Consider the following 22,852-nt stretch of genomic DNA (forward strand, 5'->3'; position numbering starts at 1 on the left):
GCCCCTGCAGCGCCGGGATACGGCGCTTCTATCTACTGCCTGACAAACAGCGCCATCGCTTCGACGTGCGCGGTTTGCGGAAACATATCGAGGATACCGGCACGTTCCAGCCGATAGCCTTGCGCCAGTAACTCAGCGCTGTCACGGGCCAGGGTCGTCGGGTTGCACGACACATACAGCACCCGTTTGACGCCCAACGCCGTCATTTGCTTGACCGCCTGCAACGCGCCATCCCGCGGCGGGTCCAATAGCACAGCGGCGAAACCGCCCTGAGCCCAGCTCGCATCGACCAGCGGGTTGGACAGGTCGGCCTGGAAAAAGTGCGCATTGCCCAGACCATTGCTCACGGCATTCTCAGCGGCGCGCTCGACCATCGCTTGCACGCCCTCCACCGCCACCAGCTCCCGCACCCGCTGGGCCAGCGGCAAGGCGAAATTGCCCAAGCCGCAGAACAGATCCAGCACCCGCTCATCGGCCTGCGGCGCCAGCCAGTCCAGCGCCTGCGAGACCATGGCGTCATTCACCGGCTGGTTGACCTGCACAAAGTCACCGGGCCGATACGCCAGGTCGAGAGCAAACGCATCCAAGCGATAACTCAGCTGCTGCGCTGGATCAAACGGCTGCGGCTCGTCCGTACCGTGCAACCAGAGCTGCGCATTCTGCGCCATGCAGAACGCCTGCAAACGGGCCAAGTCCGCTTCGCTCAATACAGCGGTATGCCTTATCAGCACAGCACTGGAGCTGCCGCTGAACAACTCGACATGACCAATGGCCTGAGGTTTATCCAACTCACGCAGCACCTGGGGTAACGCGCGCAGGATCGGCTGCAAAGGTTGTACCAGCACCGGGCAATCGCTGATGGCGATAATGTCCTGGCTCGCCGCTGCGCGAAAACCCACATCCAGGCGTTTGGCCTTGTTGTCCCAGCGCACGGCAATCCGTGCGCGGCGGCGATAGCCCAGCTCAGGGCCGACCAATGGCGCCGCCCACTCTTGCGGCTCAAGATTGGCCAAGCGGCTGAGTTGCTCGGCGAGCATGCGCTGTTTCAGGGCAAGCTGATCGGCATGGGGCATATGCTGCAAGCTGCAGCCGCCACAGACTTTAGCATGCACGCAAGCCTCGCTACGCCGCTCAGCACTGGCGGTGAGAATGCGCTCAACCCGCGCCTCGACTACCTTGCCGTGGGCACCCTGCACCCGCGCTTCGATCTGCTCGCCGGCCAATCCACCGCTGACAAACCAGGTACGCCCTTCGCTGAAAGCGATGCCCCGGCCATCGTTGGCCAGGCGCTCGATGGAGAGCTTCTGCTTCTTGCCCACCGGCACCTGGGGCGCCCGGGAACCTCCGCTGGGTTGAAAGCGCAGACCGCCGTCTTTCTTGGCCATCAGTTGCTCTTGCCATCAGTGTTCGGGGCGTCGTAAATGCCACTGGACAGGTAACGGTCGCCACGGTCGCAGATGATCGCCACCATCACAGCGTTCTCGACTTCCTGGGACAGACGCAACATCGCCGCCACCGAACCACCGGAGGACACCCCGCAGAAGATGCCTTCTTCACGCGCCAGACGACGCATCACGTCTTCGGCTTCTTGCTGGCCCATGTCGATAATGCGATCAACCCGCTCGGCCTGATAGATCTTCGGCAGGTACTCCTGCGGCCAACGACGAATGCCGGGAATCGCCGCGCCTTCCATCGGCTGCAGACCGACGATCTGCACGTCCGGCTTCTGCTCTTTCAGGAAACGCGAAACGCCCATGATGGTCCCGGTGGTGCCCATCGAGCTGACGAAATGGGTGATCTGCCCGCCCGTCTGCTGCCAGATTTCCGGGCCGGTGCTGGTGTAGTGGGCAATCGGGTTGTCACCGTTGGCGAACTGATCGAGCACTTTGCCCTTGCCATCCGCCTGCATCTGCAGGGCCAGGTCGCGGGCTTCTTCCATACCGCCGACCAGAATCAGCTGCGCGCCGTAGGCAGTCATCGCCGCCTTGCGTTCGGCGGTGGAATTGTCCGGCATGATCAGCACCATGCGGTAACCCTTGATCGCCGCGGCCATGGCCAGGGCGATGCCGGTATTGCCGCTGGTGGCCTCGATCAACACATCACCGGGCTGGATGTCGCCGCGCTGCTCGGCGCGAGTGATCATCGACAACGCCGGACGATCTTTTACCGAACCGGCCGGATTGTTACCTTCCAGCTTCAACAGCAAGGTGTTGCTGGTGTTGCCCGGCAGGCGCTGCAGGCGCACCAGTGGGGTATTGCCGACGCAATCGGCGATGGTTGGGTAATGCGGGCTCATGGCGAACGAGAGGATCCAGAAGCAAAGAAGACAGCCATGATAACGGCAAACTGCGCTCGGCCATATCAGCGAACACCACTACACAGCAGCAAAATTACCCCGCCAGGGCGAACAGCAACAGCCAGCACGGCAGCCCCAGCAACGGTCCGTACACCGCCAGGCGCGGTGCATAGGGCAATAGCAGCGCCAGGGCAAAGCCGCTCAGCGACAACATGCCGAACCAGCCCACCGGGCCCATTGCCCAGCCCCAGGCTTGCGCGCAACCCCACAGGCTGGCCACCAGCAGCAACCAACCAGTGCCGCGCAGAACGCGGCGTTGCAGCAACGTCGACGCCCTGCCCCAGACCTGTTTGTAGTGCCGTTCAAGGCCCTGACACAGCGCCAGCATGCTGCTGTAGGCCAGCAACAGACTGCCCAAGAATGCCGTCATCATCTCAATTCACCTGCGCCTGTGCGGGCCGCACCCGCCGCTCGCTGTGTTGCACCTGCGGCTGACGCAAGCGCCAGACACTCCAAGCCAGCAGCAGCCCCAGTGCCACCACCGTTACCTCCAGCCACAGGCGCATGCTGTCGGCCCAGGCCTGGCCATCGCTGAGTGCACTGAGCAGCGGCAACCCCAGGCACAGCAGCGCCGCCAGGCTCAGCTGCTCACGCCAGGCCTGCAGGCGCGGGCGCAGCCAGGCGTGCAGCAGGCTCAGCAGCCAGATTGTGAAGAAACCGCGCACCTCCCAACCGCCACGCTGGGCCAGCTCAACCGGCAGCAGGCGGTTGAGCCACAACAGGCCGATACAGGCCACGGACAGGCCGGCAATTGTCGCCACGTTAAGGCTTTCCACCAGGCGATAGAGCTGTTGCCCCCGGGGGCTTTCACTGGCGTATTTACGCCGCCGCTTGACGGTAAACAGCACCAGCCCGGTGGCGATCATGGCACTGCTGAGCACGCCGCAAACGAAGTACAGCCAGCGCATCGGGTAGCCGCCGAACTGCGCAAAGTGCAGGCCAAACATCACCCGTTGTACCAGCACACTGGGGCGCAGTTCTGGCGGTCCGGCCAGCAGCTCACCGGTCACCCCGTCAAACACCATGTTGTGGCCTTTGGTCAGGGCAATACGGTTACCCAGCACCCGGCGCATTTCGATATGCGCATCACTGCGACCGGGGTGCTCGATCACCACACCGCTCAGCGGCCCCATGCGTGCTTCGGCCTCGGCCAATAGTGGAGCCAGCGCCGTCAGCGGCGCCGGGTGAGTCGGCGCCTGACGCGGTTCCTCCATGACGTCGATGTGTTCGCGGTAGAACGCTGCAAAATCGCCTTTGTAGAGGCTGTCCAGCGCCGCCGGCATGTAGATCAGGGCAAAGATCAACAAGCCGGTGTAGGTGATCATCAGGTGAAATGGCAACAGCAACACTGCACTGGCGTTGTGTGCATCGAGCCAGGAGCGCTGGCCCTTGTTCGGGCGGAAAGTGAAGAACTCCTTGAAGAACTTCTTGTGAATGATGATGCCGCTGATCAGCGCCACCAGCATCGCCATCGCCGCTAACCCGACAATCCAGATACCCGGGTTGCGCGGCATGCTGAGGCTGTAGTGAAAACGAAAGAAAAATGTACCGCCGGCCGTGTCGCGCACCACCAAGGGCTCACCGGTGAGTGGGTCCAAGTACGTGCTGATGCCTGAGCGTCGGTCGCCCACCGTCACCCGCAAGGCAGGCATGCGTTCGCTGGGCAGGCTGATGTTCCAGGCGCTGGCATCGGCATGCTGGCGTTGCAGATAAGCCACGGCGTGCTCGACAGCCTGAGCATTGCTGACCGACGTCTGCTTGATCTCCGGCTGCATCCAGTGATCGATCTCCTGGTCGAACACCGCCAGGCTGCCGGTAAGAAAAATGGCGAACAACAGCCAGCCGAACAGCAGGCCACCCCAGGTGTGCAGCCAGGCCATGGATTGGGTCAGGGTCTGTTTCATGCCAGACGCTCCAGCAGGTGTGGCCAGAAGCCGATCAGCGCCAGCGGCGCAGCGGCCGGCACCACCACCCAAGCGCACCAGGCGCTGCGTGCGGCAAACGCCCAGAGAATCGCCAGGGTGTAGACGATGAATGACAGCAAGCTGGCGATCAGCAGGGCATCCACCCGATCCAGCGGCAACAGCTGCGCCAGGGCGGCGGTCAATGCGTAGGTGAACACATAGCCGCCCAGCAGCCCGGCCAACACCCGTGAACAGATCGGCCATGCCTGGGTTGTTTCACTGGCCTTACTCATCACTTCCCTCCTGCGCCAAACCAGCCGCCATGCGCAGTGCCGGCCGCAGGGATGCGGCCAGCATCGGCCCATGGCCCAAACCGGCAAATTCCTGATACGTCACCTGCAGCCCCGGCCAGCGCGTCAGGCGCTCGGCCATCTGCCGCGCGGCATCAGCCGGAACCGCAGCCATGGCCTTGCGCCGCTGCTCCAGCAGTGCGGGGTCGACACCGGGTCGGGCATGACCGGGCAAACCTTCGTCACTGCCGCGCAGGATCAACAGCTGGGCAGCGGCCCCGGCAAAGCCGCGTTCGGTCTCTAGCACCAGCCCGGATTGCCACCACAGCGACGGGCTGGCGGCGATATAGCGGCTAAAGCTGGACGGCTGAGTGAGCAGGGTGTTGAGCACGAACAGCCCGCCGAACGAATGCCCCCAGAGCGCCTGTTGCGCCGGATCAATCGGTTGCTGCGCGGCCACCTGCGGCATGATGCGCTGCTCTAGCAACGCCAGAAAGGCCGCGGCACCGCCACCCTGCACGCCATTGAAGGCCTGCATCGGCTGACCATCGCGACGTGCCGGGGTGTAATCGAGGGTGCGCGCCGGCACATTGAAGGGCCGCTCACCGGCATGCCCGATAAACACCAGCAGCGGCGGCGTCCCCGCCTCCAGTTCGGCCAGCCATTGCGCCTTCAGCGCCGCCAGCGCGGCATGGCCATCAAGCAGATAAAGCACTGGGAAACCGCTAGCCGGCGCCGCACGCGCCGGTACCAGCAGCTGCACTTGATAGCTGCGCTGGGCATCTGCCGACTGCACCTGAAACGGCTCAAGCCGTTGGTAACCGGGATAATCCGCAGCGTTCACCACGCTCTGCCAGAACAGACAGGACAACCACAACCAGCAGCGCTTCATGGCACTACCCCCAGCACTTGCCAGCCGGGCAAGGTGCGCTGCTCGAACTGCTGCACGCGCTCGGCGGCCTGCTCCACCGTTACACCGTGGCGGCGTAGCAGGGCCTGAATGGTTTCGCTCAGTAAGACGCCACGTAACTGTGGGTGCTCCAGCAACACACGAGCGGCAGCCATTTCCAGCTTGTCTGCCGGCACGCTCGCGCCCAGGCTCGGTGCGGCCAGGTGTGCGTAACCGACGCCCTGCAACGCTCCCTCAGCCAGCAGACGGTTGAGCGCTTGGCAGCGGCTGACATCCACCGGCGAGTGCAGCAACGGATGGGCATAACCCGCCCACATCAGCAGCTGCAGGGCGCCACTGAGCTGGCCAACCTGCGCCGCCAGGGCGGGCCGCCGCGCCAGCTCGGCAAAACTTTGCGGCCCCTCGCCAAGGGCCTGCAGCAGCGGCTGATACAACTCGGCAGCGCCCTGCAACGGACCGATGCGCGTTGAAAATTCCACCGCCCCCGGTGCCGGCGCTGCGGGTAATAGTGCCCAGCAGCTGTCCAGCAAAGCGTGCCGATGCGCCGCTGGCGTCAGCGTCTGATCGCCGCGTTGGTACAGGTCACTGCGCTGGGCCTGGTTACGCGCCAGGTCCTTGGCGGTTTCCCGCAGCGCCGGGTCACTCAGGCCCTGAATCGCGGCCAGGCAGTTAGCGGGCAACGACAGTGCATCGATGTTTTCAAGTGGAATAGCGCTGCCGATCAGTTGACAGCCAAGGCTGGCAAACTCTGCCATGACGTCTGCCACCGGCAACGGCTGCCAGTGCTCGCACAGCAGCTCATGAGCCAGATAATCCAGCCCCTGCTCGGCACTGCGCGCCAGCAGCCGGGCCATCTCAGGCTGCTCGACAAAATAGCCGGCGCCGCCTTGTTGCAAGGCCTGCAATGCGTCCAGAGCTGCCCGCACACGCTGCGGCGGTGAACCTTTGCTGTATTGCGCGTGCTGCCAGATAAACCGCTGAGCCGCCGCCAGCGGCGCCATGCCGGGCTGGCACATATAACCCAGGCACAGTAGCCCATTGGCGTTGAGGCGCTGCTCGACAAAGCCACGGATGACCGCACGCTGCGCGGGTGCCACCCAGCTGTACACGCCATGGGCCACGATAAAGTCGTAGCCCTCGCCCGAATGCGCGAGCAGCTCGGTGAAATCGGCTTGCACAAACTCGATGTTGCTCAACTGCGCAGCGGCGGCCAGTCGACGGCCATGGGCGATATGTTGGGGGTTAAAATCCACCGCCACGAACTGCCCTTCGGGATTGCTGGCGGCCAGCAACAGGCTGTTCAGGCCTTGCCCACAACCCAGTTCGCAATAGCGAAACCCCGACAACAGGCTGCTTGCGCGTTGCCCGAGGGCCGTCTGCAGCGCCACCAGCCAGCTGGGTGCTAACTGCGGCTGCACATGATGGGGATAGGGCAACTCGGCCAGATACCCCTGATTCCACACTTGCATTAAGCGTTCTCCTACACTGAAAAGGCTCCGCCAGGACACGCCTGACGGAGCCGAAACCCGCCGTAGCAACGGGTAAGGAGCACGATGACCTAGAAGGATGCGGTGACCGAGGCGAAGTAGGCACGTCCGGCTTCGTTGTAGGTGTTGGCCCCGGCTTCGGTGGCGTTGCCTTCGCGGTAGATGCGTTTGTCGAACAGGTTGTTGATCCCCATACGCACGCTGTACTGCTCATTGAAGGCATAGCCGGCGCTGACGCCCATCAGGCCGTAAGGATCGATGTCCTTCTGTGCCTGGCTGTCGATCGCCACGTTGCGCCGAGCGTTGTAGCTCGGGGACTCCTGGGTGCCGTAGTAGGTGCCGCTGACCTGCAGCGACAGCTTCTCGGTGGCAGCCCAGTCCAGACTGGTGTTGACGGTGTACTCGGGGATGATGCTCAGCGGCTCGCCGCTATCCTTGTCCTTGGACTCGATCATGTAGGTGAAGTTGGTGTTCCACTCCAGCGTAGGGCTGAGGGTGACGAACAGGTTGCCTTCAACCCCTTCGACCACCGCCTTGCCGGAGTTTTCCCAGTTCTGCACGCGACGACCGTTCGCCAAGCGGAACTCCGCGGTGTTGCTGGACACGATCTTGTTCTTGTAGTCGTTGCGGAAGTAGGTCGCACTGGTGCGCCAGGTACCCTTATCCAGGGCCAGACCGATTTCCTTGTTGATGCTGGTTTCCGGCTTCAGGTCCGGGTTACCGATCAGGTAGCAGCCGCCAGCGTTGGCTTCTGCCGCGTTACAGCCAAAACCCATGCTATAGAGCAGGTAGTTGGGGTTGGACTGATACAGGTTGGGGGTCTTGTAGGCCCGGGCGATACCGCCTTTGAGGGTCAGCTCATCGGTCAGTTCATGGGAGGCATTGAGGCTCGGACTCCAGTTGCCGCCAAACTCTTCATGGTCGTCATAGCGCAGCCCTGGGGTAACGATGGTGCGATCACCCACCTCGATATTGTCCTCGGCAAACAGGGCAAAGCTGTGCGCGGTGGTCTTGGTCTGACTGCGGTCAAAGCCAGGAACCGCCGGCACACCGCCGACACCCGGGTCCCAGGTTTGCGCGCGCATGGAGCCTGGGTCATTCAGGCTTTCATAGAGGTATTCACCGCCCAAGGTCAGCACCTGCGGCGCACCGACTTCCAGTGGCAAATTGACTTCGGCATTGGCGCGGGTGTTGCGCAGGCGCGACATGAACACTCCGGCACCTTCCGCCGGCGCGCCCTCACCGCCCCCGGCCAGGCCTTCATTGAGGCGCTCGTTACGGGTGTAGTCATAAGCCAGCGAGGCGGTGGAGCTGCCCCAGTCGTAACTGCCGTTATGGGTCAGCGCGTAGCTGCTGCGCTGGATGATGTTGGTTTCTTTGCCATACAGCTGGTTCACGAACGCGCCACCACCGTTAAGCATGGTGTCGCCGGCGTAGATGTTGCCCTGACGGCTGTAGGTGGCTTCCAGATCCAGGCTGTGATCGGGGTTCAGCTGCCAGCTCAGCAGGCCACTGATGTCCTTGTTGCGCACGCCTTCACGACCCGCCACCAGAGTATCGGCCCCCACCTGGTGTTCACCGTTGATGTCGGCATCATCGGCATTGGTCTTATTGGCACCGCCGTAGAGACGGAAGGCCAGACTGTCGTTCAGCGCACCGCTGAGGTTGAAGTTGGCACGCTGGCCGGTCCCTTCGGCATCGTCTTCCGGCTGGATCGCGTACAGGGTGACCGAACCACGCAACTCTTCAGTCGGCCGCTTAGTGATGATATTCACCACCCCGCCCATGGCCCCAGAGCCATAGCGTGCGGCGGCCGGGCCGCGGAGGATTTCGATGCGCTCGACTTCTTCAGCCGGCACCCAGTTAGTTTCGCCACGGGTGTCACGGTCACCGGTCCAACCGTAACGTACGGCGTTACGCGAGCTGGAGGGGCGGCCATCGATAAGAATCAGGGTGTTTTCCGGGCCCATGCCGCGCAGGTCGATCTGGCGATTGTTGCCACGGCTGCCACTGGTGCTGTTACCAGTCAGATTGACCCCCGGCTCGCGGCGGATCACATCGGAGAGGTCATTGGCCGGCGGACGCTTCTTGATGTCTTCAGCGGTAATGATCGACACACCCGGCGCCTGCTTGAGCTCCTGCTTGGCGGTGACCACAGCATCCTTGAGCTTGATCGCATCGGTGGGTTCGGCGGCTGCACTCAGGGCATCGACCTCGGCATCCACCACGTCGGCGGCAAACAGCGTGCAGGGGGAAAGACTGGCCGCAACGATGGCCAATGACAGATGACTGAGCTTGAATCGCGACTGCATGAACACCCTCTCCTGTGGCGAATGGTCCGCGTCCAGGCTCAAGGGCAGGCAGTCACACGCTACGCCAGCCCGACCGGTACGCGGGAACGGCGCAGATGCTACTAATTCTTATTTGTGAGTAAAGTTCATTTACAATCTATACACTTTTCAGCCGGAAATTCAGGCGCAAACCTTCACCCGTGTTTTCGGCCCACATCGCCCCGCCCTGCATCTGCATGGCGCTGCGGGCAATCGCCAGGCCCAGGCCAAAACCATCACCGCCGGGGCGAGCCGCTGACAAACGAATAAACGGCAGGAACATCTGCTCCAGCTGCGTAGCCGCCACGCCACCACCCTGATCCTCCAGCCAGAACAGCCAATCGCCCTGCTCCAAGCGCCCATCCAGGCTGATCATTGCGCCAGGGGGGGAATGCCGAATGGCATTGCGCAAACCGTTTTCCAGCGCCTGCGCCAGGCCATTGAGGTGCCCGCGCACGCAGCAGTGCTCAGGTAACAGGCAACGCAGCTGGGCCTGCGGCCAGCCACTTTCAAAACAGGCATCATCGGCCAGCAATGCCCACAGCGAAGGCAGGCTGATCGGCTCCAACTCAGGCTGCGGACGCTCTGTACCCAGCCAGATCAACTCCAGGGTGTCATCCACCAGGCACTGCATGCCGTTGACCTCTCGCTCCAGGCGCTGACGCAGCTGTGCGGCATCCAGGCCACTCTCACAGGCCACCCGCAAACGGCTCAAGGGTGTACGTAGCTCATGGGAAAGATCGCGCAGCAGCTGACGCTGCAGGCTGAGCATGCCCTGCAGACGCTCGGCCATATGGTCGAATGCGCGGCCCAGCTCACCCAGTTCATCCTGACGGGTACTGATCTGACTAGCCGTGCGCACACTCAGTTGCTCATCACGCAGGGCGTTGGCCTGCTCACGCAGGTGCTGCAACGGGGTAATCAGCAAGCGATACAGCAAGGCACAGAGCAGCAGCGCCAGCCCGCAGGGCAGCAGGCCGTGCACCAGCAACTGGGCGTGCCAGGTAAAACCCTGTGGCAGAAAACGCTCCGGCAACTCGATCACCAGTTGGCCATCCTGTGGTTGCTGCGGAAACGGCAAGGCAATGACTGGCAGGCCACTGGCGCGCTTACTCATCGGCCAGTCGATATGCCGCATGGCCGTAAGCCGCTCGGTTTCTGCCAGGCTCAAGGTCCGCGTGCCGAGGGCGCGCAAATCGCGACCAAGCACCGCCAGCCAGACTGACTCGCGCTGCTGCATCTGCGTCTGCCAGCGCTCGACGCCTTCAGCACCGGCACTGCGCCAGACCTGCTCTGCCTCAGCGGCATAGCCAAGCAGTTGCTGCTGCGCCGCTTCACTGAGCAGATAGCCGCGAAACTCGATACGCCCGCCCCAGGACCAGCTAACCCAGATGATCAGCAGGCAGAAAGCCATGACCAGCAAAGCCAGCCGCCAGAACAACGAGTGACGTCCCGGCATAGCTCAAACGCCCTCGCGGGTAAACAGATAACCTTTGCCCCACACGGTTTCCAGGCGCCCGGCGCTGTAGCCAAGAGCCAGCAACTTGCGCCGGATATGACTGATATGCATGTCCAGGCTGCGGTCGTGCCGTGAATAGGCGCGGCGCAGCACCTGCTGGTAGAGAAAGGCCTTGGTCATCAAGCCTTCCGGATGGCGCACAAACAGCTCAAGCAGGCGAAACTCAGTCTGGGTTAGATCCGCCCATTGCCCGCGCAGGCACACATCCGTGCGGGAATCATCAAACTGCAACTGCGGATCCAACCCCGGTGTAGTGAATTCACGCCGTTCATACGCCACCCGACGCAGTACTGCCTCGATGCGCACTTTCAGTTCATCCATGCTGAAGGGCTTGGGTAGGTAGTCATCCGCGCCCTGACTGAAACCGGCAATCCGGTCCTGTTCGCCACCCAATGCAGACATCAGAATAACCGGCACGCCGCGCTGCTCACGCAGGCTCTGCAATACCTGCAAGCCGCTGATGCCAGGCAGCAGGATGTCCATCAGGACCAAATCGAAGTCACCCTCGGCTGCCAGTCGCAGCCCTTCACTGCCGTCGCGACTGAGGGTGACGCCGTAACCGCTGTCCTGCAGATGCTGCTGCAGATGGCTGGCCAGCAGCGGATCATCTTCAACCGCAAGAATCCGCGCGGTTGGAAGGTTATAAGTGAGCACGAGCAATTCACCGATTCAAATGAGAATAATTCTACCTACTAAACACGCCGCACTCACCTACAGATTCTCGCCGGCTGAATCGCTACACTGCCAAAACATCACCCAAGGAGGCAGCGCGTGTTAAAGGATTTAGGCATTAAAGGTCGTGTGCTCATGCTCACCCTGCTGCCCACCAGCCTGTTGGCGCTGGTGTTGGGCGGCTATTTCACCTGGGTGCAATTGTCCGGCCTGCAGGGACAACTGCTGCAGCGCGGGCAGATGATCATCGAGCAGCTCGCGCCATTGGCCGCACCAGCGCTGCATGCCGGCGACAGCGACGTGCTGCAGCGCATTGCCAACCAAGCACTCGATCAACCGGATGTGCGCGCTGTGAGTTTTCTCGCCGCCGAACGCAACACCCTGGCCCATGCTGGGCCGAGCATGCTTAATCCCTCACCAGCAGCTGGCGAGCCGCAACCTGCGCAGAACAGCAACCAGAACGCCACGCGCTTTCTGTTGCCGGTGTATCTGCAGCACCTGAGCATCACCGGCAAAACCACAGGGGAGCCTGACACCCGGCTACTGGGCTGGGTCGAGCTGGAGCTGTCCCACCACAGCACCCTGCTCAGCGGTTACCGCAGCTTGCTGGCCAGCCTGCTGCTGATCGCCACCGGGCTGATGGTCACCGCCCTGCTCGCCGTGCGCATGAGCCGCACGATCAACGACCCGCTGCGACAGATCAAACAGAGCGTCGCCCAGCTCAAGGACGGCCACCTGGAAACCCGTCTGCCGCCACTTGGCAGCCATGAGCTGGACGAACTGGCTTCGGGCATCAATCGCATGGCCGAGTCTCTGCAGAACGCCCAGGAAGAACTGCAACACAGCGTCGACCAGGCCACCGAAGACGTGCGGCAGAACCTGGAAACCATCGAAATCCAGAACATCGAACTCGACCTGGCGCGCAAAGAAGCCCTGGAGGCCAGCCGGATCAAATCCGAATTCCTCGCCAATATGAGCCACGAGATCCGTACTCCGCTCAACGGCATCCTCGGTTTCACCAACCTGCTGCAGAAAAGCGAACTGACGCCGCGCCAGCAGGATTACCTGGGCACCATCGAAAAATCCGCCGACAGTCTGCTGGCGATCATCAACGAGATTCTCGATTTCTCGAAGATCGAAGCCGGCAAGCTGGTGTTGGAAAATATACCGTTCAACCTGCGCGATCTGTTGCAGGACACCTTGACCATCCTCGCCCCGGCCGCCCACGCCAAGCAGCTCGAACTGCTCAGCCTGGTCTACCGCGACACGCCGCTATCGCTGATCGGCGACCCACTGCGACTGAAGCAGGTGTTGACCAACCTGGTGAGCAACGCGATCAAGTTCACCCGCGCCGGCACCATCGTGATTCGCGCCATGCTTGAAGATGAAAGCGCCGACCGCGCGCAGCTGCGCATCAGCGTGCAGGACACAGGCATTGGCCTGTCCGATGAAGACCTGCGCGAACTGTTCCAGGCCTTTAGCCAGGCCGACAATTCGCTCAGCCGCCAGGCCGGCGGCACCGGCCTGGGCCTGGTGATTTCCAAGCGTCTGATCGAACAGATGGGCGGCGAAATCGGCGTCGACAGCACGCCCGAAGAAGGCTCGGAATTCTGGATCACCCTGAGCCTGCCCAAGGCCCGTGACGATGCCGAAGACCTGCCGCGGCCACCGCTGCTCGGCCGCCGCGCGGCCGCCCTGGAACACCACGACCTGGCACGCCAGGCCCTGCAACATCAACTGGAAGACTGCGGTCTGCAGGTCAGCGGCTTCGACAACCTCGACAGCCTGCTCAGCGCCGTGGCCGAGGCGCGACATAGCGCCCAGCCAATTGAACTGGCGGTACTCGGCGTGAGTACCCAGACCTTGCCACCGGAGCGCCTCGATCAACGCATCTGGGAGCTCGAACGCCTGGCCTGCAAAACCCTGCTGCTGTGCCCCACCACCGAACAATCGCTGTATCACAGCCTGTTGCCGGATGCGTACAGCCAGTTGCAGGCCAAGCCGGCCTGTACGCGCAAGCTGCAGCGCGGCCTGGCTGAGCTGGTGAGCCCACGGCAGAACCGTACAGAAAACAAGCAGAACGCCCCGAGTCGTCCGCCGCTGATTCTCTGTGTTGACGACAACCCAGCCAACCTGCTGCTGGTGCAAACCCTGCTGGACGACATGGGCGCGCAAGTCAGCATCGCCAACAGCGGCTATGAGGCCGTGGAGAAAGCTGCCGAACAGCCATTCGACCTGATCTTTATGGATGTGCAGATGCCCGGCATGGACGGCCGCCAGGCCACCGAAGCCATTCGCCAACAGGAAAGCCAACGCGGCCGGAGTCCGGTGCCGATTGTTGCGCTGACCGCCCACGCCCTCGCCAACGAGAAACGCGCCCTGCTGCAAAGCGGCCTGGACGACTACCTGACCAAGCCGATCAGCGAGCGTCAACTGGCCCAGGTGGTACTCAAATGGACAGGCCTGGCCCTGCGCAACCAGAGCAATGAGCACACCGGCATCAGCACCACGCATAACAACCTCAGCGTGCTGGATGCCGACGAAGGTCTGCGCCTGGCTGCCGGCAAGGCGGACCTGGCCGCCGATATGCTGAGCATGCTGCTCGCCGGCCTGCCCGGCGACCGCCAGGCCATTCGTCAGGCGCGCGACAGTGGCGAGCGCAACAGCCTGATCGAACGCGTACACCGCCTGCACGGCGCTACCCGCTACTGCGGCGTACCGCAGCTACGTGCTGCCTGCCAGCGCAGCGAAACCCTGCTGAAACAAAATGATCCGGCCGCCCAGCACGCCCTGGATGAGCTGGATGCCGCAATCGACCGGCTGGCCAGCGAAGCTGAAGTAAACGCCTGAAGCAGCAGGCCAACGCAGCCAATAGCGGCTGCGTGGTAGCATTTGCGCCTATTTGGAGGCTCCATGGCTGAACACGATTTTCGCTACAACCTGCTCAACCCCGAACATACCCTGATTGAATGCCGTGCTTTGGCACCGGGCCGTTACCAGGTCACCGGTAATGGCGGCTCGATCCAGAGCGGCGACATCTTGCTGGTGACCCTCAAAGGTAGCCGCGAATTGTCGATGCGCCTGCAGGCCGACAAGGTTCGTCATCTGATCAACCCGCGTGGCCAGTGGGTCGCCGTGGCCACCGGCCCGGCCTTCAAGGAGTTGGCGATCTTCAATTGGCAGGCCAACTGCGACAGCTGCAATGCTCAGCTGGACTTCGAGTTCGCCGTCGACGCCGCCCTCGGCAAAAAAGCCCAGGCACCTGCCGCCGAAGCGCGCATCAAGGAACTGGGCTGGCAGTCGAAAAATGCCAAGCACCTGTGCCCGAAATGCATCAACAATGAGGCTATATGAAACGCGTACTGACTATAAGCCTGCTGGCTGCCGGCCTCGTGGGCTGCGCCACATCCGCACCACAGCTGGAAACCGAGCACAGCTACCAGGTGGAATGGATCGGCGAGCGTCCACTGATCGACCGCAGCCACCTGACCATCACCCTCGGTGACGACGGCCGCGCCTATGGCAACGCCGGCTGCAACCACTGGTTTGCCAGCTACACCCTGGAGGGCGATAAGCTGAGCTTCAGCGCCCCCGGCAGCACCCGCAAGATGTGCGCCCCAGCCTTGATGGAGCAGGAAGCGCGCTTTCTCGCTAGCCTGAGCACGGTAGAGCGCTGGGATTTCTCCGCCATCGAGCAGCTGCGACTGTGGCCCGCCGAAGGCAAGCCATTGCGCCTATGGCCTGAGAGCAAATAAGAGCTCGTCTCGGATCAGCTGCGCGTCGGCCTAACTGGGTTGCAACGCAGTAACAGCTACAGGCTGTTACTAACCTAGCGGCTTGTTTTGCTCTAGCTCGCGAGATCCGAGACAGACTCTACGCGTACAAACCATGCGCAACAAAAAAGGGAGCCCGAAGGCTCCCTTTTTTGTTGCGGCTGAAACTCAGTGAATGATCTGGCTGAGGAACAGTTTGGTGCGTTCGTTCTGCGGATTAGTGAAGAAGGCGTTGGGCTCGTTCTGTTCCACGATCTCGCCCTTGTCCATAAAGATCACCCGGTTCGCCACGGTGCGGGCAAAGCCCATTTCGTGGGTTACGCAGAGCATGGTCATACCGTCTTCGGCCAGGCCGATCATGGTATCCAACACTTCCTTGACCATTTCCGGATCGAGGGCCGAGGTCGGCTCGTCGAACAGCATGATCTTCGGCTTCATGCACAGCGCACGGGCAATCGCCACACGCTGTTGCTGGCCACCAGAAAGTTGCCCTGGGTACTTGTGGGCCTGCTCCGGAATGCGCACGCGCTCAAGAAAGTGCATGGCAATCTCTTCCGCCTGACGCTTGGGCATCTTGCGTACCCACATCGGCGCCAAGGTGCAGTTCTGCAGCACGGTCAGGTGCGGGAACAGGTTGAAGTGCTGGAACACCATGCCGACTTCGCGGCGCACCGCTTCGATGTGCTTGAGGTCGTGGGTCAGCTCGGTGCCATCAACCACGATGCGACCTTGCTGGTGTTCTTCCAGCCGATTGATGCAGCGGATGGTGGTCGATTTGCCCGAGCCCGAAGGCCCGCACAACACGATACGCTCGCCCGGCTGCACGCTCAGGTTGATGTCCTTGAGCACATGGAACTGGCCGTACCACTTGTTCACACCCTGCAGCAGGATCATCGGCTCGGCGCTGGGTTGCTTGTTGGCTTCACTCATAACTCACTCCTAACGCTTGTGGCCGGTGTCCAGCTTGCGCTCCAGATGCTGGGAGTAGCGGGACATACCAAAACAGAAAATCCAGAAAATCAGCGCGGCGAACACATAGCCTTCAGTGGCCATGCCCAGCCAAGCCGGATCGGTGGTGGCTTGCTTGATGCTGTTTAGCAGGTCGAACAGGCCGATGATGATCACCAGGCTGGTGTCCTTGAACAGCGCAATAAAGGTGTTGACGATGCCGGGAATAACCAGCTTCAGGGCTTGCGGCAGAATCACCAGACCCATCATCCGCCAATAGCCCAGGCCCATGGCCGCAGCGGCCTCGTACTGACCTTTGGGAATCGCCTGCAGACCACCGCGCACCACTTCGGCGATATAGGCCGACTGGAACAGGATCACCCCGATCAACGCACGCATCAGTTTGTCGAAGCTCAGGCCCTCAGGCAGGAACAGCGGCAACATGACCGAGGACATAAACAGCACGGTGATCAACGGCACACCGCGCCAGAACTCGATAAAGGTCACGCAGATCACGCGGATCGCCGGCATATCCGAACGCCGTCCCAGCGCCAGCAGAATGCCCAGCGGCAAAGCGCCGGCAATACCCACAGCGGCAATCACCAACGTGAGCATCAGACCGCCCCACTGGCTGGTGGACACAGTCGACAGACCGAAGAAACCACCGTGCAGCAACCAGAAGGCCAGCAGCGGATAAACCACCAGGAAAGCCAGGCCATACATGGCCTTGCGCGGCATTTGCGGCACGAACAGCGGTGCAGCACCGATGACCGCTAACCACAGGGTCAGGTCAACACGCCAGCGCAGCTCACTTGGGTAGAAACCGTACATAAACTGGCCGAAACGCTGCTGCACAAACACCCAGCACGCGCCGCCACTGGTGCAGTCGGCACGGGTGGTACCGGTCCAGTCCGCATCAATAAACGCCCACTGAATCAGCGGTGGCAGCATCAGCCAGACCAAATAGGCTGCAAACAATGTCAGCAGGGTGTTGAACCAGCTGGAGAACAGGTTGGCGCGCAGCCAACCCACCACACCAACGCTCAGCGCGGGTGGCGGTAGATCAGGTTTGAACGTATGCGTTTGCATGGCTGCTCCTTACCGCTCGATCAGCGCAATGCGCTTGTTGTACCAGTTCATCAGCATGGAAATGCTGATACTGATTGCCAGGTACACACTCATGGTGATGGCGATCACCTCGATCGCTTGTCCGGTCTGATTAAGTACCGTGCCGGCGAACAGCGAGACCATGTCCGGATAACCGATACCGGCCGCCAGTGAGGAGTTTTTCGCCAAATTGAGGTATTGGCTGGTCAACGGCGGAATGATCACCCGCAGCGCCTGCGGAATAATCACCAAGCGCAGCGTCTTGCCCGCTGGCAGGCCCAGAGAGCGAGCCGCTTCGGTCTGCCCGTGGTTGACCGCCATGATCCCTGAACGCACGTTCTCGGCGATAAAGGCTGCGGTGTAGATGGTCAACGCCAAGGTCAACGCCATCAGCTCAGGAATCAGCACCCAGCCGCCACGAAAGTTGAAGCCCGTCAGCTCCGGCACACTCCACTGCAACGGGTTGCCGCCCAGCAAAATCGCCAGACCCGGCAGGCCGATCAGCAGCGGTATTGCCCCCAGCGACACCGGAAACAGCTGGCCAGTGGCCTCAAAGCGCGCCTTCGACCAGCGCGCCAGCAGCACCACACCAATGATCGCCACAATCACCGCACCGGCAAACAAGCCAAAGCTGTCGGTCGGGCTTGGGGCTGGCATATACAGGCCGCGGCTGTTGAGGAAGAACGCTTCACCAACGCCCATGCTCTGCCGCGGTCCTGGCAGGGAGAGCATGACAGCGAAGTACCAGAAGAAGATTTGCAGCAACGGCGGGATATTACGGAACGTCTCGATGTATACCGTGGCCAGCTTGCTGATCAACCAGTTCGGCGACAGACGTGCCACACCCAGCAAAAAACCCAACAGCGTTGCCAGAACAATACCAATCACCGACACCAACAAGGTGTTGAGCAGGCCCACCACGAAAACACGCCCATAGGAGTTGCTTTCGTCGTAGTCGATCAGGTGCTGGGCAATACCGAAACCGGCGCTGTTATTGAGAAAGGAAAACCCGGACGTAATCCCGCGTTTTTCCAGGTTGGTCTGGGTGTTGTCAAACAGAAACCAGCCGAGCGCCACAACGGCGATAACGGCAAGAATTTGAAATAGCCAAGCACGCGCCTTGGGGTCGGTCCAAACCGATCCACCGGGGCGCGGGACATTTGCAGTGGTTTGCATAGGAGCCCTCTTGGAACCCTCATGCCCGCATTAGCGGGCATGAGGTTCACATCAATCAGAACAATGCCAGCCACTCAGGACGAGTGACTGGCAGCGGACGGTCAGCGCACCGGCGGTGCGTACTGCAGACCACCTTTGTTCCACAGGGCGTTGAGGCCACGTTCGATCTTCAGCTCGCTGCCGGTACCGACGTTGCGCTCGAAGCTTTCGCCGTAGTTGCCCACTTGCTTGACGATCTGTACAGCCCAGTCTTTCGGCAGCTTCAGATCTTTACCGAACTCACCTTCAGCGCCGAGCAGACGTGCTACGTCGGGGTTCTTGGTGGATTTGGCTTGCTCTTCAACGTTAGCCGAAGTCACACCCAGCTCTTCAGCGTTGACCATCGCGTAGAGCGACCAGCGCACGATGTCGAACCACTCTTCGTCACCCTGGCGTACGACCGGGCCCAGTGGCTCTTTCGAGATCACTTCCGGCAGTACCACGTAGGAATCCGGGTCAGCCAGCTTGATGCGCTGTGCGTACAGCTGCGACTGGTCGGAGGTCAGTACGTCACAACGGCCAGCTTCAACCGATTTGGCGCTCTCGTCGGAGGTGTCGTAAGTGATCGGGGTGTACTTCAGGCCATTGGCACGGAAGTAGTCGGAGAGGTTCAGCTCGGTGGTGGTACCTGCCTGGATGCAGACCGTTGCACCATCGAGTTCTTTAGCGCTGGAAACGCCAAGTTTCTTGTTAACCAGGAAGCCTTGACCGTCGTAGTAGTTAACGCCGGCAAAGTTCAGACCCAGGCCCGAATCACGCGAGCTGGTCCAGGTGGTGTTACGCGAGAGGATGTCGACTTCGCCGGACTGCAGCGCGGTGAAGCGCTCTTTGGCGGTAAGCGGGCTGTACTTGACCTTAGTCGCGTCACCAAATACCGCAGCAGCAACTGCGCGGCATACGTCAACGTCGAGACCCAGGTAGTTACCCTTCTCATCGGCGTAGGAGAAGCCAGGCAGACCATCGCTGATACCGCACTGTACGAAACCTTTCTTCTGGATCGCGTCCAGAGTAGCGCCTGCTTGAGCAAAACTGCTGACACCGAGAACAGCGGCGGTGGTCAGTACTGCCAATGTGGATTTCACCATCTTCATTAAAACCTCCAGTTGCTTTTGTTGTGTTTGGAGTCTCGGTTCTACCACCGTACCCTTATGGGGCTCGTTGACTGTGTCGGCAGCAACACACTCAACCGGGGATCAAACCTTAGCGCGAGTTTAGTTGCCGATTGCTCCAGCGGCCATAAACTCTCACCCGCCCATTATTTGAATGGGCTAGAGACAGATAGCAAGTGACTTGTCGCACAGCATGCAGCACCTGGCGAACCTGTGAAGCGCCATTAACGGCATTTCAGTCTGCTCCGTGCCCGGTTTGGTGGCAGTGTTACCACGGCCCGGCCACGTCATCAGTCCCTAAGGTGTATAGCAAGGCCCGTACCAGCGCCGCGCTTTGAGCACCATACGGACAGGTCAAGAGCAAAACTTGCACCCTGGCGACAACTTCTTTCTAGAATCGCCACCCCCTAAATTTTCCCGCGCACTAAATCAGCGCGCATGCACCACAGCGGAGCCTCAAATGAGTGAACCCTTGATTCTTCAGCCCACACTTGCCGCCGATGCGTGCGTCATTTGGTTGCACGGCCTCGGGGCCGACCGCTACGACTTTATGCCGGTTGCTGAGATGCTGCAGAAGCGTTTGCACAGCACCCGCTTCGTGTTGCCGCAAGCGCCGACTCAGGCGGTAACCATCAACGGCGGCTACGCCATGCCCAGCTGGTACGACATCCTGGCCATGAGCCCGGCCCGCGCGATCAACCGCGAACAGCTGGAAGCCTCAGCGCAACAGGTGATCGCACTAATCGAAGCGCAGCGTGACAGCGGCATCGACCCGGCCCGCATCGTCCTCGCTGGCTTCTCTCAGGGCGGCGCGGTGGTGCTGCACACTGCCTTCCTACGCTGGCAGTTTGCGCTCGGTGGCGTAATTGCACTGTCAACCTACGCCCCTACATTCAGCGACGAGGTCGTCCTGGCAGATACAAAAAGACAACTGCCGGTCCTGTGTTTGCATGGCACATTCGACGACATCGTACTGCCGGCCATGGGCCGTGCAGCCCATGACTACCTGATTGCATCCGGCGTCAGCGTGCAATGGCGTGATTACCCGATGGGCCACGAAGTGGTGAATGAGGAAATCCGCGACATCGCCGACTGGCTGGAGCAACGGTTTACCAGTTGACTGCCTGCGAGCGAGACCACCTATGCCTGCCATACCTGCGATCAAGACCCTGCGTGATATCCAGCTGATCGAGCAAACACCGCTGGCCGAACGCGACCTGCCGGCCAGCACGTATGAGCTGATCTGCCGCAGTGCAGCGCAGCAAGCAGATGCACCGGCGCTCTCGTTCATCCTCCAGGGCACGGCAAACGAGGCGGCTTACCGCCTCAGTTACAGGCAGCTGCTGGGCAAGATCACCCAGACCGCCAACGCCTTCCACCGCCTAGGCTTGCGTCCGGGCAAGGCGGTGTCGTTTCTGTTGCCCAACCTGCCGCACACCCACTTCACCATCTGGGGCGGCGAAGCGGCAGGGATCGTCAATGCGATCAACCCGCTGCTCGACCCGGAACATATCGCCGAGCTGATCCAGGCCTCGGACTCCGAGCTGCTGGTCACTCTGGCACCCTTCCCCGGCACCGATCTGTGGGCCAAGGTCGAAGGTCTGCGCGAGCAACTGCCTGCGCTCAAGGCAATTATCTGCGTGGACATGGCCAATCTGCTGCCGGAGCCGCAGCGCAGTGCGATCAAAGCGCAGCGCGGGCCGCTGCCAGACGGCGTACTGGACTTTGATGAGCTGATCGCGGCCTGCCCAGACGACCACCTGGAAAGCGGCCGCGTAATCGCGCCAGACGACATTGCCAGCTACTTCCACACCGGCGGCACCACTGGTACGCCGAAGCTCGCACCGCATAGCCACGGCAACGAAGTGGCCATGGCGTTCAGCATGAACTTGGTTACCCGCTTCGAGCCGGGCGATGTCACCCTTTGCGGCCTGCCGCTGTTTCACGTCAACGGGGTGATTGTTACTGGTCTGACTGCTTTCATCGGCGGCGCCGAAGTGCTGCTGGCTACGCCGCAGGGGTACCGCAACGCCAACCTGATCAGCAATTTCTGGACGATCATCGAACGCCATAACGTCAGCTTCTTTAGCGGCGTACCAACCATCTACGCCGGCCTGCTGCAGGTGCCGAGCGAAGGCCATGACCTCAGCTCGCTGAAATACGCCCTGTGCGGCGCAGCACCGATGCCCGTTGAGCTGATTCGCCAGTTCGAAAGCAAAACTGGGCTAACCCTGATCGAAGGCTATGGTCTCACCGAAGGCACCTGCGGTAGCTGCGCCAACCCACCTGCTGGCGAGCGTCGCCCCGGCTCCATCGGCCTGCCAATGCCTTACTGCGAAGTGAGCATCAAGGTGCTCGACGAACAGGGCAACTATTTAAGGGAGGCCAACCGCAATGAAATTGGCAACCTGTGCATCCGTGGCGCCACAGTATTCAAGGGTTACCTGCAAAGCAGTAAGAACGCCGGCATCTGGGTCGACGGCGACTGGTTCAACACCGGCGACCTCGGCCGAGTGGATGCTGATGGCTACATCTGGCTGACCGGACGCAGCAAGGATCTGATCATCCGTGGCGGCCACAATATCGACCCACAGATGATTGAAGAAGCGCTGCACAAACACCCCGCCGTGGCCATGGCTGCAGCGGTCGGTAAGCCTGACGAAAAGGCCGGCGAACTGCCGGTGGTCTACGTGCAACTCAAACCCGGCGCTGAGGTCAGCGAAGCCGAACTGTTGGCCCATGCAGCCGAACACATTCACGAACGCGCGGCGATCCCCAAGGATGCCTGGATCATTGACACCATACCGCTGACCGCGGTGGGTAAAACCTTCAAACCGGCGCTGCGCTTCGATGCGATTGCCCGCGTTTATCAGTCGGCACTGGCAGAAATAGATGCCCGTCTGCGCGTGGAGGTCTTGAGTGACGACAAACGCGGCCAGATTGCCCACATCTATATACCCGCCAACCAGGCCGCACTGGCCGATGCAGTGAGCCAACGACTGGCGGGCTTTGCCGTTGCGATAGAACTGCACCTCACCGAGTAAACAATCACTGGCGCAAGGAACACGCCAGAATTGTGATAAACCATTCAACTTCAATACCGCTGGTCGCCCGTGCGTCTGACAAGGATTGTCAGGCCACAGGCAGCGGAATATGTTCAGGCATGGTGTTCGCCCTTAATGCAGGGAGCGTTAGCGATGCCCACTATTCATAGCCTACAGCCACACCTGCC

General features: G+C 61.4%; 19 protein-coding genes. 5 read left to right on the forward strand and 14 right to left on the reverse strand.

Translation table 11 applies throughout. The features are described from left to right. Window positions 1-32 precede the first annotated feature (32 nt). The 10 genes from rlmD to HCI85_RS12750 form a co-directional block, all read right to left on the reverse strand. Entirely contained in the window at window positions 33-1,385 is a 1,353-nt protein-coding gene (rlmD, locus tag HCI85_RS12705; RefSeq protein ID WP_167144983.1) for a 23S rRNA (uracil(1939)-C(5))-methyltransferase RlmD, read from the reverse strand. Beyond that, window positions 1,385-2,296, reverse strand: coding sequence for a cysteine synthase CysM (gene cysM, locus HCI85_RS12710; RefSeq protein WP_167144984.1), 912 nt, complete (start codon window positions 2,294-2,296; stop codon window positions 1,385-1,387). Before cysM ends, rlmD begins: the two co-directional genes overlap by 1 nt. A gap of 94 nt (window positions 2,297-2,390) precedes the next feature. Further along, the gene (locus HCI85_RS12715) at window positions 2,391-2,729 is read right to left on the reverse strand and encodes a DUF3325 domain-containing protein (protein WP_167144985.1); all 339 of its coding nucleotides are present in this window, start codon (window positions 2,727-2,729) and stop codon (window positions 2,391-2,393) included. Between the two features lies 1 nt (window position 2,730). After that, on the reverse strand, window positions 2,731-4,260 hold the full coding sequence (locus tag HCI85_RS12720; protein ID WP_167144986.1) for a PepSY-associated TM helix domain-containing protein: 1,530 nt from the start codon (window positions 4,258-4,260) through the stop codon (window positions 2,731-2,733). After that, window positions 4,257-4,553: an iron transporter gene (locus HCI85_RS12725; protein WP_167144987.1), complete on the reverse strand. Its 297-nt coding sequence runs from the start codon at window positions 4,551-4,553 to the stop codon at window positions 4,257-4,259. Before HCI85_RS12725 ends, HCI85_RS12720 begins: the two co-directional genes overlap by 4 nt. Continuing rightward, window positions 4,546-5,442 (reverse strand): alpha/beta hydrolase, encoded by an 897-nt coding sequence (locus tag HCI85_RS12730; RefSeq protein WP_167144988.1) that lies wholly within the window; start codon window positions 5,440-5,442, stop codon window positions 4,546-4,548. Before HCI85_RS12730 ends, HCI85_RS12725 begins: the two co-directional genes overlap by 8 nt. Then, a complete protein-coding gene (locus tag HCI85_RS12735; protein ID WP_167144989.1) occupies window positions 5,439-6,929 on the reverse strand; it encodes a class I SAM-dependent methyltransferase in 1,491 nt (496 codons plus the stop codon). The genes HCI85_RS12730 and HCI85_RS12735 overlap by 4 nt, the downstream gene beginning before the upstream one ends. A gap of 89 nt (window positions 6,930-7,018) precedes the next feature. After that, window positions 7,019-9,259, reverse strand: a complete 2,241-nt coding sequence (locus HCI85_RS12740; RefSeq protein WP_167144990.1) for a TonB-dependent siderophore receptor — start codon at window positions 9,257-9,259, stop codon at window positions 7,019-7,021. Window positions 9,260-9,395: 136 nt separating this feature from the next. Further along, complete coding sequence (locus HCI85_RS12745; protein ID WP_167144991.1) at window positions 9,396-10,736, reverse strand: sensor histidine kinase; 1,341 nt, start codon at window positions 10,734-10,736, stop codon at window positions 9,396-9,398. A 3-nt stretch (window positions 10,737-10,739) separates the two neighbouring features. Then, on the reverse strand, window positions 10,740-11,450 hold the full coding sequence (locus HCI85_RS12750) for a response regulator transcription factor (protein WP_167144992.1): 711 nt from the start codon (window positions 11,448-11,450) through the stop codon (window positions 10,740-10,742). 117 nt (window positions 11,451-11,567) lie between these two features. Here HCI85_RS12750 and HCI85_RS12755 point away from each other — a divergent pair, with 117 nt between their 5' ends. The 3 genes from HCI85_RS12755 to HCI85_RS12765 all read left to right on the forward strand — a co-directional run bounded on the left by HCI85_RS12755 (window position 11,568) and on the right by HCI85_RS12765 (window position 15,223). Next, window positions 11,568-14,318 carry an ATP-binding protein gene (locus HCI85_RS12755; protein WP_167144993.1) on the forward strand — a complete coding sequence of 917 codons (2,751 nt, stop codon included), beginning with the start codon at window positions 11,568-11,570 and terminating at the stop codon, window positions 14,316-14,318. A gap of 63 nt (window positions 14,319-14,381) precedes the next feature. Further along, window positions 14,382-14,822: a hypothetical protein gene (locus HCI85_RS12760; RefSeq protein ID WP_167144994.1), complete on the forward strand. Its 441-nt coding sequence runs from the start codon at window positions 14,382-14,384 to the stop codon at window positions 14,820-14,822. Further along, on the forward strand, window positions 14,819-15,223 hold the full coding sequence (locus tag HCI85_RS12765) for an META domain-containing protein (RefSeq protein WP_167144995.1): 405 nt from the start codon (window positions 14,819-14,821) through the stop codon (window positions 15,221-15,223). Before HCI85_RS12760 ends, HCI85_RS12765 begins: the two co-directional genes overlap by 4 nt. A 186-nt stretch (window positions 15,224-15,409) precedes the next feature. Here the strand turns inward: HCI85_RS12765 and HCI85_RS12770 are convergent, their stop codons facing one another. The 4 genes from HCI85_RS12770 to HCI85_RS12785 form a co-directional block, all read right to left on the reverse strand. After that, the gene (locus HCI85_RS12770; protein ID WP_160087619.1) at window positions 15,410-16,171 is read right to left on the reverse strand and encodes an amino acid ABC transporter ATP-binding protein; all 762 of its coding nucleotides are present in this window, start codon (window positions 16,169-16,171) and stop codon (window positions 15,410-15,412) included. Window positions 16,172-16,180: 9 nt separating this feature from the next. Further along, a complete protein-coding gene (locus HCI85_RS12775; RefSeq protein ID WP_090252492.1) occupies window positions 16,181-17,278 on the reverse strand; it encodes an amino acid ABC transporter permease in 1,098 nt (365 codons plus the stop codon). Between the two features lie 9 nt (window positions 17,279-17,287). Next, the gene (locus tag HCI85_RS12780; protein ID WP_160087623.1) at window positions 17,288-18,472 is read right to left on the reverse strand and encodes an amino acid ABC transporter permease; all 1,185 of its coding nucleotides are present in this window, start codon (window positions 18,470-18,472) and stop codon (window positions 17,288-17,290) included. Between the two features lie 101 nt (window positions 18,473-18,573). Continuing rightward, window positions 18,574-19,602, reverse strand: coding sequence for an amino acid ABC transporter substrate-binding protein (locus tag HCI85_RS12785; protein ID WP_090252487.1), 1,029 nt, complete (start codon window positions 19,600-19,602; stop codon window positions 18,574-18,576). A gap of 478 nt (window positions 19,603-20,080) precedes the next feature. Here HCI85_RS12785 and HCI85_RS12790 point away from each other — a divergent pair, with 478 nt between their 5' ends. After that, the gene (locus HCI85_RS12790; RefSeq protein WP_167144996.1) at window positions 20,081-20,740 is read left to right on the forward strand and encodes an alpha/beta hydrolase; all 660 of its coding nucleotides are present in this window, start codon (window positions 20,081-20,083) and stop codon (window positions 20,738-20,740) included. Window positions 20,741-20,762: 22 nt separating this feature from the next. After that, a complete protein-coding gene (locus tag HCI85_RS12795) occupies window positions 20,763-22,664 on the forward strand; it encodes an acyl-CoA synthetase (protein WP_167144997.1) in 1,902 nt (633 codons plus the stop codon). The last annotated feature ends 188 nt before the right edge of the window (window positions 22,665-22,852 follow it).

It is taken from the genome of Pseudomonas sp. OTU750018, from assembly GCF_011636575.1.
Lineage (GTDB): Bacteria > Pseudomonadota > Gammaproteobacteria > Pseudomonadales > Pseudomonadaceae > Aquipseudomonas > Aquipseudomonas peli.

Excerpts from the sequence above, each read along its gene's own strand:
- HCI85_RS12765 (WP_167144995.1), top strand. The coding sequence starts at position 14,819 with ATGAAACGCGTACTGACTATAAGCCTGCTGGCTGCCGGCCTCGTGGGC.
- HCI85_RS12795 (WP_167144997.1), top strand. The coding sequence starts at position 20,763 with ATGCCTGCCATACCTGCGATCAAGACCCTGCGTGATATCCAGCTGATC.
- rlmD (WP_167144983.1), bottom strand. The coding sequence starts at position 1,385 with ATGGCCAAGAAAGACGGCGGTCTGCGCTTTCAACCCAGCGGAGGTTCC.
- HCI85_RS12745 (WP_167144991.1), bottom strand. The coding sequence starts at position 10,736 with ATGCCGGGACGTCACTCGTTGTTCTGGCGGCTGGCTTTGCTGGTCATG.
- HCI85_RS12760 (WP_167144994.1), top strand. The coding sequence starts at position 14,382 with ATGGCTGAACACGATTTTCGCTACAACCTGCTCAACCCCGAACATACC.
- HCI85_RS12725 (WP_167144987.1), bottom strand. The coding sequence starts at position 4,553 with ATGAGTAAGGCCAGTGAAACAACCCAGGCATGGCCGATCTGTTCACGG.
- HCI85_RS12790 (WP_167144996.1), top strand. The coding sequence starts at position 20,081 with ATGAGTGAACCCTTGATTCTTCAGCCCACACTTGCCGCCGATGCGTGC.
- HCI85_RS12735 (WP_167144989.1), bottom strand. The coding sequence starts at position 6,929 with ATGCAAGTGTGGAATCAGGGGTATCTGGCCGAGTTGCCCTATCCCCAT.
- HCI85_RS12780 (WP_160087623.1), bottom strand. The coding sequence starts at position 18,472 with ATGCAAACCACTGCAAATGTCCCGCGCCCCGGTGGATCGGTTTGGACC.
- cysM (WP_167144984.1), bottom strand. The coding sequence starts at position 2,296 with ATGAGCCCGCATTACCCAACCATCGCCGATTGCGTCGGCAATACCCCA.
- HCI85_RS12740 (WP_167144990.1), bottom strand. The coding sequence starts at position 9,259 with ATGCAGTCGCGATTCAAGCTCAGTCATCTGTCATTGGCCATCGTTGCG.
- HCI85_RS12785 (WP_090252487.1), bottom strand. The coding sequence starts at position 19,602 with ATGAAGATGGTGAAATCCACATTGGCAGTACTGACCACCGCCGCTGTT.
- HCI85_RS12720 (WP_167144986.1), bottom strand. The coding sequence starts at position 4,260 with ATGAAACAGACCCTGACCCAATCCATGGCCTGGCTGCACACCTGGGGT.
- HCI85_RS12730 (WP_167144988.1), bottom strand. The coding sequence starts at position 5,442 with ATGAAGCGCTGCTGGTTGTGGTTGTCCTGTCTGTTCTGGCAGAGCGTG.
- HCI85_RS12715 (WP_167144985.1), bottom strand. The coding sequence starts at position 2,729 with ATGATGACGGCATTCTTGGGCAGTCTGTTGCTGGCCTACAGCAGCATG.
- HCI85_RS12770 (WP_160087619.1), bottom strand. The coding sequence starts at position 16,171 with ATGAGTGAAGCCAACAAGCAACCCAGCGCCGAGCCGATGATCCTGCTG.
- HCI85_RS12775 (WP_090252492.1), bottom strand. The coding sequence starts at position 17,278 with ATGCAAACGCATACGTTCAAACCTGATCTACCGCCACCCGCGCTGAGC.